Raw genomic sequence first — 16,182 nt, 5'->3', positions numbered from 1 at the left:
GCGTTTCTCCTGTGCCACAGAATAGCAAGTTCCGGGCCGCAAACGGGACTGTTTCGGGTCTTCCCTCAGGGCGGCCGGTGACGCCAGGGGCGTGGATCGGCCTCGCGTTCGCAGCGCAGCGCGTCGGGCTGGGCACTGGCCCAGGTCGCGGCGCCACAGTGCGCGCTGTCCACGACACGAATGCCCCGCTCGCGGTAACGCGCGAGCACGCTGGGCGCCGGGTGGCCGAAGCGGTTGCGCCAGCCGGCCTGCACCAGGGCCCAGTGCGGCGACACCGCGTCCAGGAAGGCGCCGGACGACGAGGTCTTGCTGCCATGGTGGGGCACCATCAGCAGGTCGGCGGCGAGCGGCGCGCCCTCGCCCACCAGGCGCAGCTCCTGCGCCTGCTCCAGGTCGCCCACCAGCAGGGCCGTGCCCGCCGGTGCGGAGGCCACGTTGGCAGCCGGCGCGTCCACACGCGGCGTGCCCTGCGCCACGCCGGCGCGGATGCGCAGCACGCAGCTCAGGCTGTTCGGCTTCGCGCCGGGCTGGAAGTCCTCGGCGCGCGGGTGCAGCAGCTCGAAGCCCACGGCGTCCCAGGTCCAGCGCGTGCCGGCGAGGCAGGCGCGACCCGGGCGCAGCCGCCACAGCAGATGGCCGGCCTCCAGGCCGGCCACCAGCACCGCGCCGGGCTGGGTGGCCAGCACCGCGGCCGCGCCGCCGGTGTGGTCGGTGTCGCGATGGCTGAGCACCAGCATGTCCAGCGACTCGCCCCGTGCGCGCAGCAGGGGCACCAGCACGCGCTGCCCGGCATCGCTGTCAGGGCCCCAGCGCGGCCCGGCGTCGTACAACAGCGCGTGCGTCGCGGTGCGCACCAGCACCGCGTTGCCCTGGCCCACGTCCGCGAACAGCAACTCGAACTGGCCCTGCGCCGGCCGGGGCACGGACCAGGCCAGCACCGGCACCAGCAAGGGCAGGCCCAGCAGCCGCAGCCGCGGCGCCAGGGGCAGCACCAGCAGCAGCCCGCCGGCGACGCCCAGGGCCGCGGCCCACACGGGCGCCACCGGCCGCCACAGCACCGCACCCGGCAAGGCGGCCAGGGCGCCCAGCACGCCCGCCAGCAGGGACGCGGCGCCGGCCGCCAGGTCCCAGGCCGGCGCCACGAGGACGCCGGCCATGGCCAGGGGCGTGAGCACCAGCGTCACCCAGGGGATCGCCAGGGCGTTGGCCAGCAGGCCGACCAGCGAGACCTGCCCGAACAGCAACAGGGTGAGCGGCGCCAGCGCCAGCGTCACGGTGAGCTGCTCGCGGGCGCCGCCGGCGAGGCTGCGCGCCAGGGCCTGCCCGGTCCGGCGCAGCCGGCTCCGCCCGCCGGCCGGCGCGGGGCGGACGGCGTGCGGCCCCGCCGCGGCCTCCCGCTGCGCCGCGGCCGCGCGGGGCCCCGAGGCGAACAGCACCCCCACGGCGACGAAGCTCAGCCAGAAGCCCGCCTGCCACAAGGCCCAGGGATCGGCCACCGCCACCGCCGCGAAAGCCAGCAGCCAGGTGGCGGGCCAGGGCCAGCGCCGGCCCGAGAGCCGCAAGGCCCCCACGCACGCGAGCATCAGCACCGTGCGCTGCGAGGGCAGGCCCCAGCCGCTGAACAGCGCGTAGCCGGTGGCCAGCAGCACGCCACCGGCCAGCCCCGCGTGCTGCGCCGGGCAGGCCAGGCAGGCGCGGGGCCAGCGCCGCCACAGCCGCTGCAGCAAGGCCGCGGCGGCCCAGGCGAACATGGTGATGTGCAGCCCCGAGATGCTCATCAGGTGCGCGACGCCGGTGGCCCGGAACACGTCCCAGTCGCCGCGTTCGATGGCAGACTGGTCCCCCACCACCAGCGCCGCGACGATGCCGGCCAGCCGCGCGTCCGGCACGCGGGCGAAGATCGCGTCGCGCACCCGCTGCCGCGCCGCCTCCACCGGGTGGCGCGTCGTCATGCCCAGGCGCAGCGGGGGCGGGTCCGATGCGCCGGCCCGCACGTAGCCGGTGGCGCCCAGGTCCTGTTCCCAGAGCCAGAGCTCCACATCGAAGCCGTGCGGGTTGACGCCGCCGTGCGGCGCCTTCAGGCGCACCGCGAACTGCCATCGCTCACCGGCGCGCACCGAACGCGCCTCGGCCTGGTCCTCCATGGCGTCCACGGCGCCGTACCAGGCGAGCAGCAGGCCGGGCGGCAGCGCCACCGCCCGGCCCGCGAGCCGGGCCGACTCGAGCTCGAAGCGGAAGCGCGCGCCGGTGTCCAGCCGCTGGGGCAGCGCGCCCACCACGCCGGTCACCACCAGGTCACGCCCCTCCAGCGCCGGGTCCAGCCGGCCGGCCGCTCGCTCCAGGGTGCGGCCCCCCGCGGCCGCGAAGGCCAGGGCCGCCGCGGCCAGCGCCCACGCGAGCGGGGCCTGCACGCGCCGACCTCCGGCCCAGGGCAGGGCGGCCAGGAGCAGGCCCGACGCGCCCAGGGCCGCGTAGCCGCCGGCCGGCCAGGCCGAGGGCTGGAGCACCTGCAAGGCCGTGCCCACCACCACGCCGGCCAGCACCGGCATCCAGCCCCGTCCGGTGCCCATCCGTGCACAACGCAACAGGCCGCTGGCGGGCCCACGGCGGGTGAATCCTGCCTGGGAAAGCGTTCGGGCCCGGGCCTTGCTCGCAGCGCCCCGGCCCCTGACCGGGCCCCAGACTTGCTAGCATGGGTCGCATGTCCATCCATGCCGCCCTGCGCCACGTCACGCACTACCGGTACGACCGCCCGGTCCGGCTCGGTCACCAGGTGGTCCGCCTGCGGCCCGCGCCCCACTCGCGCAGCCAGGTGCTCGCCTATTCGCTGACGGTGGAGCCGGCACGGCACTTCATCAACTGGCAGCAGGACCCCTTCTCCAACCACCAGGCCCGGCTGGTCTTCCCGGAGCCGACGACCGAGTTCAAGGTCACGGTGGACCTGGTGGTCGAGATGGCGGTGTACAACCCCTTCGACTTCTTCCTCGAGCCCGCGGCCGAGCGCTTTCCCTTCCGCTACGAGCCCCTGCTGGCGCAGGAGCTGGCGCCCTACCTCGCGGCCGAGCCCCTGACGCCGAGGCTCGCGGCCTACCTGGACCGCGTGGACCGCCGCGAGAAGCCGACCATCGATTTCCTGGTTGCCATCAACCAGCAGCTGCAGCAGGACATCCGCTACCTGATCCGCATGGAGCCGGGCGTGCAGACGCCCGAGCAGACGCTGGCCCAGGGCAGCGGCTCCTGCCGCGACTCCGGCTGGCTGCTGGTGCAGCTGCTGCGGCACTGCGGCCTGGCGGCGCGCTTCGTGTCGGGCTACCTGATCCAGCTCGCGCCGGACGTCAAGTCGCTGGACGGTCCCAGCGGCACCGAGGTCGACTTCACCGACCTGCACGCCTGGTGCGAGGTCTACCTGCCGGGCGCGGGCTGGGTCGGGCTGGACCCGACCTCGGGCCTGCTCGCCGGCGAGGGGCACGTGCCGCTGGCCTGCACGCCGCAGCCCTCGGGCGCGGCGCCCATCGAGGGCCTGGTGGACGAGGCCGAGGTGCAGTTCAGCCACCACATGGAGGTAACGCGCATCCTGGAATCGCCGCGCGTCACCAAGCCCTACACCGAGGCACAGTGGCAGCGCATGCTGGCCGTGGGCGAGGCCGTGGACCGGGAACTGGCCGAAGGCGACGTGCGCCTGACCATGGGCGGCGAGCCGACCTTCGTGGGCATCGACGAGCGCGACGCGCCCGAGTGGAACACCGAGGCGCTGGGCCCGACCAAGCGCCAGTACGCCACGGCGCTGGTGCAGAAGCTGCAGGCCGAGTACGGCGCGGGCGGCTTCCTGCACCTGGGCCAGGGCAAGTGGTACCCCGGCGAACAGCTGCCGCGCTGGGCCCTGTCGATCTACTGGCGCGCCGACGGGCAGCCGGTGTGGTCCGACCCCTCGCTGTTCGCCGACGAACGCGTGCCGGCGAGCTACACGGCCGCCGATGCCGAGCGCTTCCTGCGCAGCCTGTGCACCCGGCTCGGCCTGACCGACCGCTTCGTGCAACCCGGCTACGAGGACACCTTCTACTACCTGTGGCGTGAGCGGCGGCTGCCCGTCAACGTGGACCCCTTCGACTCGCGCCTGGACGACGAGCTGGAGCGGGTGCGCCTGCGCCGCGTCTTCGGCCAGGGGCTGGAAAAGCCGGTGGGCTACGCCCTGCCGCTGCAGGCCAACGTGACCGGGCCGGCGCTCGCGTCGACGGTGTGGAGCACCGGCCCCTGGTTCTTCCGCGACGACCGGATGTACCTGATCCCGGGCGATTCGCCCATGGGCTTTCGCCTGCCGCTGGACGCGCTGCCCTGGGTGACGCGCGGCGACCAGCCTTTCATGACCCCGCAGGACCCGACCGAGGCGCGGGCCGGCCTGCCGGCCTTCGTCGAGATGCAGGCGCGCTACGGCGCGGCCACGCCTGCAAGCCGGACGCAGGCTGCGCGCGTCATGCAGTCACCCGCCAGTGCGGCGGGCGCGGCCGGCGGCGCGGGGGCTGCGGGCCAGGGCCCGGCCGGGGCGCAGGCGGACGCCGCAGCCCCGCAGCGCTTCGAATCCGCGCGCGGCATCACGCGCACCGCGCTGTGCGTGGAAGCGCGCGACCCGCAGCGTGCCAACGGCCCGCGCGCGGAGCGCGAGCACGGCGGCCAGAGCGGCCTGCTCTACGTCTTCATGCCCCCGCTCGCGCGCCTGGAGGACTACCTGGACCTGCTGGCCGCCGTGGAGGCCACCGCGCGCGACCTGGGCATGCAGCTGGTGATCGAGGGCTACCCGCCGCCGCGCGACCCACGCCTGAAGCTGCTGCAGGTCACGCCCGACCCGGGCGTGATCGAGGTCAACATCCACCCGGCGCACGACTGGCAGGCGCTGGTGCAGCACACCGAGTTCCTGTACCGGGCCGCATTCGAATCCCGCCTGTCGGCCGAGAAGTTCATGACCGACGGGCGCCACACCGGCACCGGCGGCGGCAACCACGTGGTGCTGGGCGGTGCCACCCCGGCCGACTCGCCCTTCCTGCGCCGCCCCGAGCTGCTGGCCAGCCTGGTGCTCTACTGGCACAACCATCCTTCGCTCAGCTACCTGTTCTCGGGCCTGTTCATCGGCCCGACCAGCCAGGCGCCGCGGGTGGACGAGGCGCGCAACGACCAGCTGTACGAGCTCGAGATCGCCCTGCGCGAGATCGCGCGCCAGCGCGAACTGCACGGCGCGGACATGCCGCCCTGGCTGGTGGACCGCACGCTGCGCAACATCCTGGTCGACGTGACCGGCAACACGCACCGCAGCGAGTTCTGCATCGACAAGCTGTACGCCCCGGAAAGCGCCACCGGCCGGCTCGGCCTGCTGGAACTGCGGGCCTTCGAGATGCCGCCGCACGCACGCATGAGCATCGCCCAGCAGCTGCTGATCCGTGCGCTGGTGGCCCGCTTCTGGAAGCGCCCCTACGACGCACCCGTCACGCGGTGGGGCACGCAGCTGCACGACCGCTTCCTGCTGCCGGCCTTCATCCGCATGGACTTCGCCGACGTGCTGCAGGAGATGCGCGAGGCCGGCCATGCGTTCGAGGACGAGTGGTTCGAGCCGCACTTCGAATTCCGCTTCCCGCGCGTGGGCGAGTTCAGGGCCCAGGGCATGACGCTCACCCTGCGCAACGCGCTGGAGCCCTGGCACGTGATGGGCGAGGAAGGCACGGCGGGTGGCACCGTGCGTTACGTCGATTCCTCGCTGGAGCGCATCGAGGTGCGCGTGAGCGGGCTCAACGAAAGCCGCTACGCGGTGACCTGCAACGGCCACGCCCTGCCGCTGCAGCCCACGGGCGTGGCGGGCGAATTCGTGGCCGGGGTGCGCTACAAGGCCTGGGCGCCGGCCTCGGCCCTGCATCCCACAATCGGCGTGCACGCGCCGCTGGTGTTCGACATCGTGGACACCTGGATGCAGCGGTCGCTGGGCGGCTGCCAGTACCACGTGGCCCACCCGGGCGGGCGCAACTACGAGACCCTGCCGGTGAACGCCTACGAGGCCGAGAGCCGGCGGCTCGCGCGCTTCTTCCGCATGGGCCACACGGCCGGGCCGCTGGCGGTGCCGCCGGCGAGCGCCCAGGTCGCCGCCAGCCGCGAGTTTCCCTTCACCCTGGACCTGCGCCGGGTGGGCCAGGATTGAAAAAAATATCCACCGGCGCTGTGGATAACCCTGTTGGGCAGCCGGGGACGCCGCGCGCACAGCGAGCATCCACGCGGGTTCCGGCTGTCCTGCCTGTTTCGCGGGCAGGCGGCAATTCTTGCTGCGGCGGGCCTTGACAGGCCCGCCCCGGGCGGGCTTGGCCGGGCCTCAGCCGCCCTGCTTCTGCTTTTCCTTGTCGCGCGCCGTGGTGATGTCCACCGAGGGGACGTCGATGGTCTTCTTCTCGGTCTCGACCTTGGGCACGGTCACTTCCTTCTGCGTGCTGCCGACCTTCACGTCGGGCGCGGTGACGTCGTACTTGGGCAGTTGCACCTCGCCGGACTGCTTCTTCTCGACCTCGTACTTGGGCGCCTGCACATGCCCCTCCTGTGTCTTGCGCACGTCGCAACCCGTGAGGCCGACGAGGCCGGCGACGGCCAGCGCGCCGGCGATGCCAAGGGTGTGTCGCATCAGTGATCTCCCGTTGTGTCTGATGCGCCGTAGCTTGGCCCGGGCGGCACGGCAGTCCTGTAGGAACCGCCTGCCGGGTGCTGTGCGCCGGCAGCGCGCACGGCGGTCCGACTGGGCAGCCCGGGCCCTGCCGCGGGCGGCGCGCAGCCCCGCCCGCGCTTCGATGTAAGAATCTGCGACTTGGACAAGCCCGACGCCACGGAAGATTCGCTGTTCGGCCGCGATGCGGAGGCCTCGCCGTCGGCGCTGGCTGCCGCCCTGGCGCCCGCGGCCACGGCCGGCCATTTCGACGAGTTGCGCGCTCGCCTGTCGGCTGGCCCCGGCGCCCAGGGCCCGGTGTGCGCCCCCTGGCAGCGTTTCTTCGAGCAGATGGGGCCGGGCGGCTTCGCCGACCTGGACCGCCGCACCGCCAACCTGGAACGCCAGGTGCGCGACAACGGCATCACCTACAACGTCTACGCCGACACGCACGGACCGCAGCGGCCGTGGTCGCTGGACCTGTTTCCCCTGCTGGTCGAGCCCGCGAGCTGGGCGCGCATCGAAACCGGCGTGCTCCAGCGCATGAAGCTGCTGGACCGCGTGCTGGCCGACGTCTACGGCCCGCGCGAGTTGCTACAGTCCAACCTGTTGCCTCCCGCGCTGGTGCAGGGCCACCCCGGGTACCTGCGGTCCATGCACGGCGTGCAGCCCGCCGGCGGCACCTGGCTGCACATCGCGGCCTTCGACCTCGCGCGCGACGCGCAGGGCGGCTGGTGGGTGGTGTCGCAGCGCACCCAGGCCCCCTCGGGCCTGGGCTACCTGCTGGAGAACCGCCTCCTGATCTCCCGCCTGTTCCCCGAGGCCTTCCGGGGCCTGCAGGTGCAGCGGCTGGCCGGCACCTACCGCGCGCTCATCGACTCGCTGCGTGCCCATTGCCCCGCCGGCGGCGAGGAGCCGCGCATCGCGCTGCTCACGCCCGGCCCCTACAACGAGACCTACTTCGAGCACGCCTACCTGGCGCGGTACCTGGGCCTTACGCTGGTCGAGGGCAGCGACCTCACCGTGCGCGGCGACCGCCTCTACCTGAAGACCCTGACCGGCCTGGAACGCGTGCACGGCCTGCTCAAGCGGCTGGACGACGAGTTCCTGGACCCGCTGGAGCTGCGCGCCGATTCCCAGCTGGGCGTGCCCGGCCTGCTGCAGGCGATACGCGCCGGCAACGTGCTGGTGGCCAACGCGCCGGGCTCGGCCTTGCTGGAGTCCACGGCCATCCTCGGTTTCCTGCCCGCGCTCTCGCGCCACCTGCTGGGCGAGCCGCTGGCCCTGCCCTCGGTGCCGACCTGGTGGTGCGGCGAGCGCGCCGCCCTGGAGGCGGTGCTGCCGCAGCTCTCGGGCAGCGTGGTCAAGCCCACCTACGGCAACGCCGGCGCGGTGCTGGGCAAGCAGCTGGGCCGGCGCGGGCTGGACGAGTGGGCCGGCCGCATCCTGCGCGCCCCCGAGGACCACACCGTGCAGGCCTACCTGCCGCTGTCGCAGATGCCGACCTGGAAGCGGGCGCCCGACGGCAACCGCATCCTGCCGCGCTCCATGATGCTGCGTGTGTTCGCGGTCTCCGACGGGCCGGGCGCCTGGCGGGTGCTGCCCGGCGGGCTCACCCGCATCGCCGGCACCACGCTGGACATCGCCTCCATGCAGCGCGGCGGCAGCAGCGCCGACACCTGGGTCATGACCGAGGGCGAGGTGGACCAGAGCACCCTGCTGGTGTCGGACCAGCCCGCGGCCGACGTCCGCCACCGCAGCCGGACCACGACCAGCCGCGCGGCCGAGAACCTGTTCTGGCTGGGCCGCTACACCGAGCGCACCGAGAACACGGCCCGCCTCGCGCGGCTGGTGCTGGAAAGCCTGAACGGCGAGGACCAGAGCTCCCAGCGCCTGATCGCCTGGCTGGGAGCGCTGGCCCAGCGCAACGGCCTGGTGCTGCCCGCCGTGCCCGTCGCCACGCAGGCGCGCCGCGTCTTCGAGCGCTCGCTGGTCGCCGCCCTGGGCGACAGCCGCAACGCCAGCAGCGTGGGCTTCAACCTGGCGGCGCTGCGCGGCGCGGCCTCCGCGGTGCGAGAGCGGCTGTCGCAGGAGCAGTGGAACCTGCTGGTGCAGGCCGAGGAGGACTTCCGCCTCGGCTGCCAGGCCCTGCCCGGCCGTGGCGAGCAGGCTTCGCTGGAGGCGATACGCCTGCTGGAATCGCTCTCGGTGGCCACCGCCGCGATGACCGGCGCCCAGACCGACCGCATGACCCGGGACGACGGCTGGCGCCTGCTCTCCATCGGCCGCCACCTGGAGCGCCTGGGCTTCCTGGCGGACGCCATGGGCATGGCCTTCGAGACCGGTGCGGTGCAGGACGGCGACGGCTACGAGGCGCTGCTCGCCCTGTTCGACAGCACCATCACCTTCCACGCCCACTACCAGCGCCGCCACGACCTGCCGCCCCTGCTGGACCTGCTGGTGATCGACCGCGACAACCCGCGCTCGCTGGGTTGGGTGACGCAGACCCTGCGCGGGCGGCTGGCCCGGCTGGCGGGCAGCGCCGGCGGCGAGCTGCCAGCGATCGCGCAGGCCCTGCCCGATCCGGCCGCCTGGAGCCTGGAGCTGCTGGCCACGCGCGACGCGGCCGGCCAGCCGCGCGCGCTGCTCGCCCTGCTGCAGTCCTGTGCCGGTGCGGCCTTCCACCTGTCGGACGCGCTGGCGGCGCGTTATTTCGAGCACGCGCTGGACCGCCACAGCGTGGGCGCCTGAAGCGATGCGGCTGCAGCTGGTCCACGAAACCCGCTACGACTACGCACCTGCGGTGCGCAGCGCGCAGCACATCGCGCACCTGCGGCCCGCGGACGGCGGCCAGCAGGCGCTGCTGCGCCACAGCCTGGAGATCTCGCCCGAGCCTGCGCAGCGGAGCGAATCGACGGATGTGTTCGGCAACCTGCGGACCTTCTTTTCGCTGCCCTCGCCGCACGAGTCGCTGTGCGTGGTCGCGCGCAGCGTGGTGGAGACGCGCGCGGCCGCGCAGCCCGACCATGAGATGGCCTGGGAGGACGCGCGCGAGCGGCTGCGCTACCACCGGGCCAGCCGCTACGACCCGGCGACCGAATTCGCGTTCGCATCGCCCTACGTGCCGCGCCATGCCGACTTCATGGCCTACGCGCTGCCCAGCTTCCCCCCCGGGCGCGGCCTGCTGGAGGCCGCCACGCACCTGATGCAGCGCGTGCATGACGAGTTCGAGTACGTGCCGGCGGCCACCGACGCGGGCACGCCCGCGCTGGAGGCCCTGCAGCTGCGCAAGGGCGTCTGCCAGGATTTCGCCCACGTGATGATCGGCTGCCTGCGCAGCCTGGGGCTGCCGGCGCGCTACGTCAGCGGCTACCTGCTGACGGAGCCGCCCCCGGGGCAGCCGCGGCTGGTGGGCGCGGACGCCTCGCACGCCTGGGTCTCGGTGTACCTGCCCGGGGCCGAGGGGCCGGGGCAATGGACCGCGCTGGACCCGACCAACCGCCGCGCGCCGGGCGAGGACTACGTCGTGCTGGCCACCGGCCGCGACTATTCCGACGTGTCGCCGGTGCGCGGTGTGCTGCACGGCGGCGCCAACCACAGCCTCAGCGTGGCCGTGACGGTGAGCCCGGCCGGCTGAGCGCGGGCGGCCGCGTTGCGGCGTACAGGGCCTCGGCCCTTCCTACAATCGCGCTTTGAACGCCAGAACCCAGGAGAGCGCCATGAGCGTCTACGACAAGCTGAAAGAGCTGAACATCACCCTGCCCCCGGTGGCCACGCCCGCGGCGGCCTACGTGCCTTTCGTGCGCACCGGCAACCTCGTCTTCATCTCGGGCCACATCGCGCGCAAGGACGGCAAGCCCTGGGTGGGCCAGCTCGGCCGCACCATGGGGACCGAGGAAGCCAAGCAGGCCGCGCGCCAGATCGCGATCGACCTGATGGGCACGCTGCACGCGGCGGTGGGCGACCTGAACCAGGTCAAGCGCATCGTGAAGGTGATGAGCCTGGTCAACTCCAGCCCGGACTTCACCGAGCAACACCTGGTGACGAACGGCGCGAGCGAGCTGTTCGGCGAGGTGTTCGGCGACAAGGGCGCCCACGCGCGCAGTGCCTTCGGCGTGGCGCAGATCCCGCTGGGTGCCTGCGTGGAGATCGAGCTGGTCGCGGAGGTCTGAGGCCGGAGGAGCGTTGCGTCGCGCCGCATCTTCTGCGCGACGTCACTCTTCAGCCCTCCTCGCGGACGCATCGCAGTCTCGGCTCGTCGGGCTCCGCTCATCGACCTCGCGCTCGTTTTGGTGGTTCTGGCTGGCGTCACGCTTTGCTCTTCGACCTCGCGCTCGCCCCGCTGGCCGGCCTGTGACGGGGGCTCATACTGCCGCGGTCCGCTGCGCGGACTCCGCTGGAATTTGCGGCCTGGGGCCGGCACGGCGCAACTCGCTACGCGCTGGCTGCGCCACCGCTCCGCTCAAACAGGCGCCGTGAGCATGAGACGACGCGCGGACCTGCGGACCGCGCTCCCGACCCCAGGCCGCAAATTCCAGCCGCGTCACAAATCGCCCCCGCCACAGGCCGGCCAGCGGGGCGAGAACACCATCTGGGCGCGCCGCCGTGGAGCGTCCGCATCACCCGAGCATGAATTGACGCTGGCGCTCAACGGCTGCGCGCCCACACGTGTTGGGCCCACCCGGCCCCGGCTGCCCTGTGCCGCGCCGTGTGGGGCGCCCGAGAAGCGCAGGGCCAGGCCCTTCGTCCTCTGACTTGCGGCGTCTGTCTGAGCGAAGCGGTCGCCGCAGGCGGGCGCGTAGCGAGTTACGCCGCAGGGCCTGGACCGCGCATCGCAGGGGAAGTCGGACACGAAGTGCCGACCGCCACAGTCGGCGCGGCACAGGGCTGCCGGGGCCGGGTGGGCCTGAGGTCATGCAGGCATGAAACGCAGCGAGATCACGGCCGCCCGCGTCTGGATGTAGCTGACGCAATGCAAGCAGGGAACGCAACGCGCCGACCGCCGTCGGCCGCCGGGGCCACAAAGCAGCACCCGGCCGCCGTAACGCGACCAGCTCAGCGAAACCCGTCCCGCAGTTCCCGCTTCAAGACTTTGCCGATCTCGCTGCGGGGCAGCTCGTGCATGAAACGCACCGCCGAGAGGCGCTGAGTCTTGCCGAGGCGCTCATTGGCCCAGGCGCGCAGCGCTCCTTCGTCGGGCGCGCCTTCGCGGGGCACCACGAAGGCCACGGGGGTCTCGCCCCACTCCTCGGACGGCACACCCACCACAGCCGCGTCGGCCACGGCCGGGTGCTCGCGCAGCACCGCCTCCAGGTCGCTGGGGTAGATGTTGAAGCCGCCCGAGATGACCATGTCCTTGCGCCGGTCCATCAGCACCAGGAAGCCGTCCTCGTCGAAGCGGCCCACGTCACCGGTGCGTATGAAGCGCTGGCCCTGCGCGTCGTACCACTCGGCGTCGCGGGTCTTGCCGGGCTGGTGCTTGTAGCCGGTCATCATCGCGCCCGAGCGGCCCACCACCTCGCCCACTTCACCCGCCGGCAGCACCTGGCCCGCCTCGTCGATGAGCCGGATGTCGTGGCCCTCCGCCGGCCGGCCCACCGTGTGCAGCTTGCCGGGGAAGTTGTGCGCTTCCAGGATACAGGTGCCGCCGCCTTCGGTCATGCCGTAGAACTCGACCAGCCCGCCCGGCCAGCGCCTGAGCACGTCGGCCTTCAGGTCGGCGTGGAAGGGGGCGCTGGTGCAGAACTTCATCACGAAGGCGGACAGGTCGTAGCGGTCGAAGTCGGGCACCGCCATCACGCGCCGGTACTGCACCGGCACCAGCATGGTGTGCGTGACGCGGTGCCGCTGCGCCAGGCGCAGGTAGACCTGGGGGTCGAAGCGCGGGGTGTCCATGAAGACCGCGCAGCCGCCCTTGGCGATGGTCGGGAAGAAGCACACCAGCGTGGTGTTCGAGCACAGCGAGGTGGCCAGCAGCGTGACGCTGCTGGCGCTGTAGCCGTAGCTGTCGGCGCGCACGACGTGCATCCAGCGCATGCCGTGCGGCTGCACGATGCCCTTGGGCGTGCCCGTGGTGCCGGACGAATAGATGATGTTGAAGGCCCAGGCCGGATCGATCGCCACGGGCGCGGGGCGGCTGCCCTCGGGGGCCAGCCACGCCTGCAACGACGGGCTGGCCGAGCCGTCCATCGAGATGCGGCGGGCCCGGGTGCGGATCGGGTGGGCGGCGGCGTCCACGAAAAAGTGGGCGGCCTCGCTGTCCTCGACCATGCCGGCCAGTTGCTCGGGCGTCGCGCCGGTGGGGATGGGCGCCACCACCACGCCGGCGCGCAGCGCGCCCAGGAACAGCGCGGCGTACTCCAGCGAGTTGCCGCCGCAGATCGCGATGCTCTGCTGCGGCTTCACGCCGTCGCGCTGCAGGGAGGCGGCGATGCGGTCGGCCATGGCGTCGAGCTGGCCCCAGGTCACCTGGCGCTCGCCCTGGATGAGCGCGGGCTGGAAGGGCCGGGCGGCGGCGTGCTCGCGCACCAGGTCGCCCATGGGGCGGAAGGGCGGCACCGCCGACGGTGCGGCGGGCACGGCGTGAACGGACGAGCTGCCGGAGGGTGCGGCGCGGGGGACGGGAGACGAAGTCTTGCGTTGGACGGTTCGGGACATGGCGGCAACTGTACCGGGGCTTCCCCCGCCCCCGGCTGCTGGCTTTCCCCGTAAACTGGATCGGGGCGCCACCCACCCGTGGCGCCCCGGCTGCGCGCCCTGCCCACCCGGTGGGGCGTGTCCCTTGAGAGACAAGCCCGGCACCCCGGGACGAGGACTTCACATGAGCCAGCACCAGGCCTTGCGCTTGCACGTGCCGGAGCCCAGCGGGCGACCCGGCTGCCACACCGACTTCTCCTACCTGCACGTTTCACCGGCCGGCGCCGTGCGCAAGCCGCCCCTGGACACGCGCCCCGCGGACACCATGGACCTCGCCGACGGCCTGGTGCGCGTGCTCGGCGAGGACGGCCGCGCCACGGGGCCCTGGGTGCCGGAGGACCTCGCGCCCGAGCGGCTGCGCCAGGGCCTGCGCGCCATGATGAAGACGCGCATCTTCGACGCCCGCATGCTCATGGCCCAGCGCCAGAAGAAGCTCTCGTTCTACATGCAGAGCCTGGGCGAGGAGGCGATCGGCACGGCGCACGCCTTCGCGCTCTCGCCCGGCGACATGTGCTTTCCCACCTACCGGCAGCAGAGCCTGCTGCTGGCACGCCAGGACGTGCCCATGAGCGAGCTGATGTGCCAGCTGATGAGCAACGAACGCGACCCCCTGCGCGGCCGCCAGCTACCGGTGATGTACTCGTACCGGCGGGCCGGCTTCTTCAGCATCTCGGGCAACCTCGCGACGCAGTACATCCAGGCGGTGGGCTGGGCCATGGCCTCGGCGATCAGCGGCGACACGCGCATCGCCTCGGCCTGGATCGGCGACGGCGCCACCGCCGAGGCCGACTTCCACACCGCCCTCACCTTCGCGCACGTCTACCGTGCGCCGGTGATCCTGAACGTGGTCAACAACCAGTGGGCGATCTCCAGCTTCCAGGCCATCGCCGGCGGTGAGCAGACCACCTTCGCGATGCGCGGCGTGGGCTGCGGCATCGCCTCGCTGCGCGTGGACGGCAACGACTTCCTGGCCGTGTACGCGGCCTCGCGCTGGGCCGCCGAGCGCGCCCGCGCCAACCTGGGCCCCACCCTGATCGAGTGGGTCACCTACCGCGCCGGGCCGCACTCCACCTCGGACGACCCCTCCAAGTACCGGCCCGCCGACGACTGGCAGCGCTTCCCGCTGGGCGACCCGATCGCGCGGCTGCAGCAGCACCTGGTGCAACTCGGTGAATGGTCCGAGGACCTGCACGCCCAGGCCCAGGCGGCGCTGGAGGCGGAGGTCGCCGCCGCGCAGAAGGAGGCCGAGCGCCACGGCACGCTGCTGGACGGGCACATCCCCGGCCCGGCCGCGATGTTCGAGGACGTCTACAAGGACATGCCCGCGCACCTGCGCCGGCAACGTGACGAACTGGGGGTGTGAGATGCTGGTGACGACCCCCAGGACCGGCGAGCGGGCCGACGCGCAGGCCGACACGCCGCATCAGGTGCCCATGACCATGATCCAGGCCCTGCGTTCGGCCATGGACGTGATGATGGGCCGCGACCCCCGCGTGGTGGTGTTCGGCCAGGACGTGGGCTATTTCGGCGGCGTGTTCCGCGTGACCGAGGGCCTGCAGAAGAAGTACGGCAGTTCGCGCTGCTTCGACGCGCCCATCTCCGAGGGCGGCATCGTGGGCGCCGCGGTGGGCATGGCCGCCTACGGCCTGCGGCCGGTGGTGGAGATCCAGTTCGCCGACTACTTCTACCCGGCATCGGACCAGATCGTGTCGGAGGCGGCCCGGCTGCGCTACCGCTCGGCCGGCGACTTCACCGCGCCCCTGACCATCCGCATGCCCTGCGGCGGCGGCATCTACGGCGGCCAGACCCACAGCCAGAGCCCGGAGGCGCTGTTCACCCACGTCTGCGGCCTGCGCACGGTGATGCCCAGCAACCCCTACGACGCCAAGGGCCTGCTCATCGCCGCCATCGAATGCGAGGACCCGGTCATCTTCCTGGAACCCAAGCGCCTGTACAACGGCCCCTTCGACGGCCACCACGACAGGCCGGTGGTGCCCTGGAGCCAGCACGCCATGGGCCGGGTGCCCGAGGGCCACTACACGGTGCCGCTGGAGAAGGCCGCGGTGTTCCGGCCCGGCCAGGCGCTGACGGTGCTCACCTACGGCACCATGGTCTGGGTGGCCGAAGCCGCCGCGCGCGAGACCGGCATCGACGCCGAGATCATCGACCTGCGCTCCATCTGGCCCCTGGACCTGGAGGCCATCGTCACCTCGGTGAAGAAGACCGGGCGCTGCGTGGTCGTGCACGAGGCCACCCGCACCAGCGGCTTCGGCGCCGAGCTGGCGGCCCTGGTGCAGGAGCACTGCTTCTACCACCTGGAGGCCCCCATCGCCCGCGTCACGGGCTGGGACACGCCCTACCCGCACGCGCAGGAATGGAACTACTTCCCCGGGCCGGACCGCGTGGGTCGCGCCATGCGGCAGGCGATGGAGGGCTGAGCCATGGGCAGCTACGTGATCCGAACGCCCGACATCGGCGAAGGCATCGCCGAGGTCGAACTGGTCGCCTGGCATGTGCAGCCCGGCGACGCCGTGAAGGAGGACCAGGTGCTGGCCGATGTGATGACGGACAAGGCGACCGTGGAGATCCCCTCGCCCGTGAACGGCACCGTCACCGGGCTGATGGGAACGCCCGGCAGCATGCTGGCCGTGGGGTCGGAGCTGGTATGGCTGGAGGTCGACGGGGCCGGCAATGTGCGGGACGCGGGTGGGCCAGGCCGGGCCGTGGCCCATGCCCCTGCCCTGGCCATGCCCGCTGCGCAGGCCACGGCCGCGGTGCAGGGTGCGCCGCACCCGCTCCCGCACTACCCGGCCGCCGCC

General features: G+C 72.9%; 10 protein-coding genes. 7 read left to right on the top strand and 3 right to left on the bottom strand.

Annotated features, from left to right (window positions below):
• Positions 1 to 65 precede the first annotated feature (65 nt).
• Positions 66 to 2,570: a DNA internalization-related competence protein ComEC/Rec2 gene (locus IM725_RS08385; RefSeq protein ID WP_193780124.1), complete on the bottom strand. Its 2,505-nt coding sequence runs from the start codon at positions 2,568 to 2,570 to the stop codon at positions 66 to 68.
• A gap of 131 nt (positions 2,571 to 2,701) precedes the next feature.
• Here IM725_RS08385 and IM725_RS08380 point away from each other — a divergent pair, with 131 nt between their 5' ends.
• Positions 2,702 to 6,178: a transglutaminase family protein gene (locus tag IM725_RS08380; protein WP_193780123.1), complete on the top strand. Its 3,477-nt coding sequence runs from the start codon at positions 2,702 to 2,704 to the stop codon at positions 6,176 to 6,178.
• A gap of 168 nt (positions 6,179 to 6,346) precedes the next feature.
• Here the strand turns inward: IM725_RS08380 and IM725_RS08375 are convergent, their stop codons facing one another.
• Positions 6,347 to 6,649 (bottom strand): hypothetical protein, encoded by a 303-nt coding sequence (locus IM725_RS08375; protein WP_193780122.1) that lies wholly within the window; start codon positions 6,647 to 6,649, stop codon positions 6,347 to 6,349.
• A gap of 180 nt (positions 6,650 to 6,829) precedes the next feature.
• Between IM725_RS08375 and IM725_RS08370 the strand changes: the two genes are divergently transcribed.
• The 3 genes from IM725_RS08370 to IM725_RS08360 all read left to right on the top strand — a co-directional run bounded on the left by IM725_RS08370 (position 6,830) and on the right by IM725_RS08360 (position 10,839).
• Complete coding sequence (locus IM725_RS08370; RefSeq protein ID WP_227753682.1) at positions 6,830 to 9,418, top strand: circularly permuted type 2 ATP-grasp protein; 2,589 nt, start codon at positions 6,830 to 6,832, stop codon at positions 9,416 to 9,418.
• Between the two features lie 4 nt (positions 9,419 to 9,422).
• Positions 9,423 to 10,304 carry a transglutaminase family protein gene (locus IM725_RS08365; protein WP_193780121.1) on the top strand — a complete coding sequence of 294 codons (882 nt, stop codon included), beginning with the start codon at positions 9,423 to 9,425 and terminating at the stop codon, positions 10,302 to 10,304.
• An 82-nt stretch (positions 10,305 to 10,386) separates the two neighbouring features.
• Positions 10,387 to 10,839 (top strand): RidA family protein, encoded by a 453-nt coding sequence (locus IM725_RS08360; protein WP_193780149.1) that lies wholly within the window; start codon positions 10,387 to 10,389, stop codon positions 10,837 to 10,839.
• A gap of 883 nt (positions 10,840 to 11,722) precedes the next feature.
• On the opposite strand, the gene IM725_RS08355 is transcribed toward IM725_RS08360, so the two are convergent.
• Positions 11,723 to 13,207: a class I adenylate-forming enzyme family protein gene (locus tag IM725_RS08355; protein WP_227753683.1), complete on the bottom strand. Its 1,485-nt coding sequence runs from the start codon at positions 13,205 to 13,207 to the stop codon at positions 11,723 to 11,725.
• A 280-nt stretch (positions 13,208 to 13,487) separates the two neighbouring features.
• Here IM725_RS08355 and IM725_RS08350 point away from each other — a divergent pair, with 280 nt between their 5' ends.
• From IM725_RS08350 to IM725_RS08340, 3 genes are all read left to right on the top strand, one after another.
• Positions 13,488 to 14,726, top strand: a complete 1,239-nt coding sequence (locus tag IM725_RS08350; RefSeq protein WP_193780119.1) for a 3-methyl-2-oxobutanoate dehydrogenase (2-methylpropanoyl-transferring) subunit alpha — start codon at positions 13,488 to 13,490, stop codon at positions 14,724 to 14,726.
• Positions 14,727 to 14,796: 70 nt separating this feature from the next.
• Entirely contained in the window at positions 14,797 to 15,801 is a 1,005-nt protein-coding gene (locus IM725_RS08345) for an alpha-ketoacid dehydrogenase subunit beta (RefSeq protein WP_193780148.1), read from the top strand.
• Positions 15,802 to 15,804: 3 nt separating this feature from the next.
• The coding region (locus tag IM725_RS08340; RefSeq protein ID WP_321576196.1) for a biotin/lipoyl-containing protein at positions 15,805 to 16,182 on the top strand (378 nt) is incomplete at its 3' end.

It is taken from the genome of Ramlibacter aquaticus, assembly GCF_015159745.1.
Taxonomy (GTDB): domain Bacteria; phylum Pseudomonadota; class Gammaproteobacteria; order Burkholderiales; family Burkholderiaceae_C; genus Ramlibacter; species Ramlibacter aquaticus.
The sequence above is the reverse complement of the archived record's forward strand: the minus strand, read 5'-3'. Positions and strand labels throughout refer to the sequence as shown.

Coding starts and splice junctions, on each gene's coding strand:
- IM725_RS08385 (WP_193780124.1), bottom strand. CDS start 2,570: ATGGGCACCGGACGGGGCTGGATGCCGGTGCTGGCCGGCGTGGTGGTG.
- IM725_RS08380 (WP_193780123.1), top strand. CDS start 2,702: ATGTCCATCCATGCCGCCCTGCGCCACGTCACGCACTACCGGTACGAC.
- IM725_RS08375 (WP_193780122.1), bottom strand. CDS start 6,649: ATGCGACACACCCTTGGCATCGCCGGCGCGCTGGCCGTCGCCGGCCTC.
- IM725_RS08365 (WP_193780121.1), top strand. CDS start 9,423: ATGCGGCTGCAGCTGGTCCACGAAACCCGCTACGACTACGCACCTGCG.
- IM725_RS08360 (WP_193780149.1), top strand. CDS start 10,387: ATGAGCGTCTACGACAAGCTGAAAGAGCTGAACATCACCCTGCCCCCG.
- IM725_RS08355 (WP_227753683.1), bottom strand. CDS start 13,207: ATGGGCGACCTGGTGCGCGAGCACGCCGCCGCCCGGCCCTTCCAGCCC.
- IM725_RS08350 (WP_193780119.1), top strand. CDS start 13,488: ATGAGCCAGCACCAGGCCTTGCGCTTGCACGTGCCGGAGCCCAGCGGG.
- IM725_RS08345 (WP_193780148.1), top strand. CDS start 14,797: ATGACCATGATCCAGGCCCTGCGTTCGGCCATGGACGTGATGATGGGC.